Source organism: Bacillus sp. COPE52, from assembly GCF_003355115.1.
GTDB classification, from domain to species: Bacteria; Bacillota; Bacilli; order Bacillales; family Bacillaceae_G; genus Bacillus_A; species Bacillus_A toyonensis.
Window position 1 is genome coordinate 5805354 of sequence record NZ_CP031292.1, and the last position, 302, is coordinate 5805655.

Annotated in this window: 1 pseudogene; it reads left to right on the forward strand. The window is 56.0% G+C overall.

The features are described 5' to 3' along the window. A pseudogene (locus tag DPQ31_RS29615) lies at nt 1–302 on the forward strand (collagen-like protein); the annotation flags it as partial.

Consider the following 302-nt stretch of genomic DNA (forward strand, 5'->3'; position numbering starts at 1 on the left):
GTTCAAGGTAACACAGGTGCTACCGGTGCCACTGGCGCTACTGGACCTCAAGGTGTTCAAGGTAACACAGGTGCTACCGGTGCTACTGGTGCCACTGGACCTCAAGGCGTTCAAGGTAACACGGGTGCTACTGGTGCTACTGGACCTCAAGGCGTTCAAGGTAACACAGGTGCTACTGGTGCCACTGGCGCTACCGGACCTCAAGGTGTTCAAGGTAACACAGGTGCTACTGGACCTCAAGGTGTTCAAGGTAACACAGGTGCTACCGGTGCCACTGGCGCTACTGGACCTCAAGGTGTTCA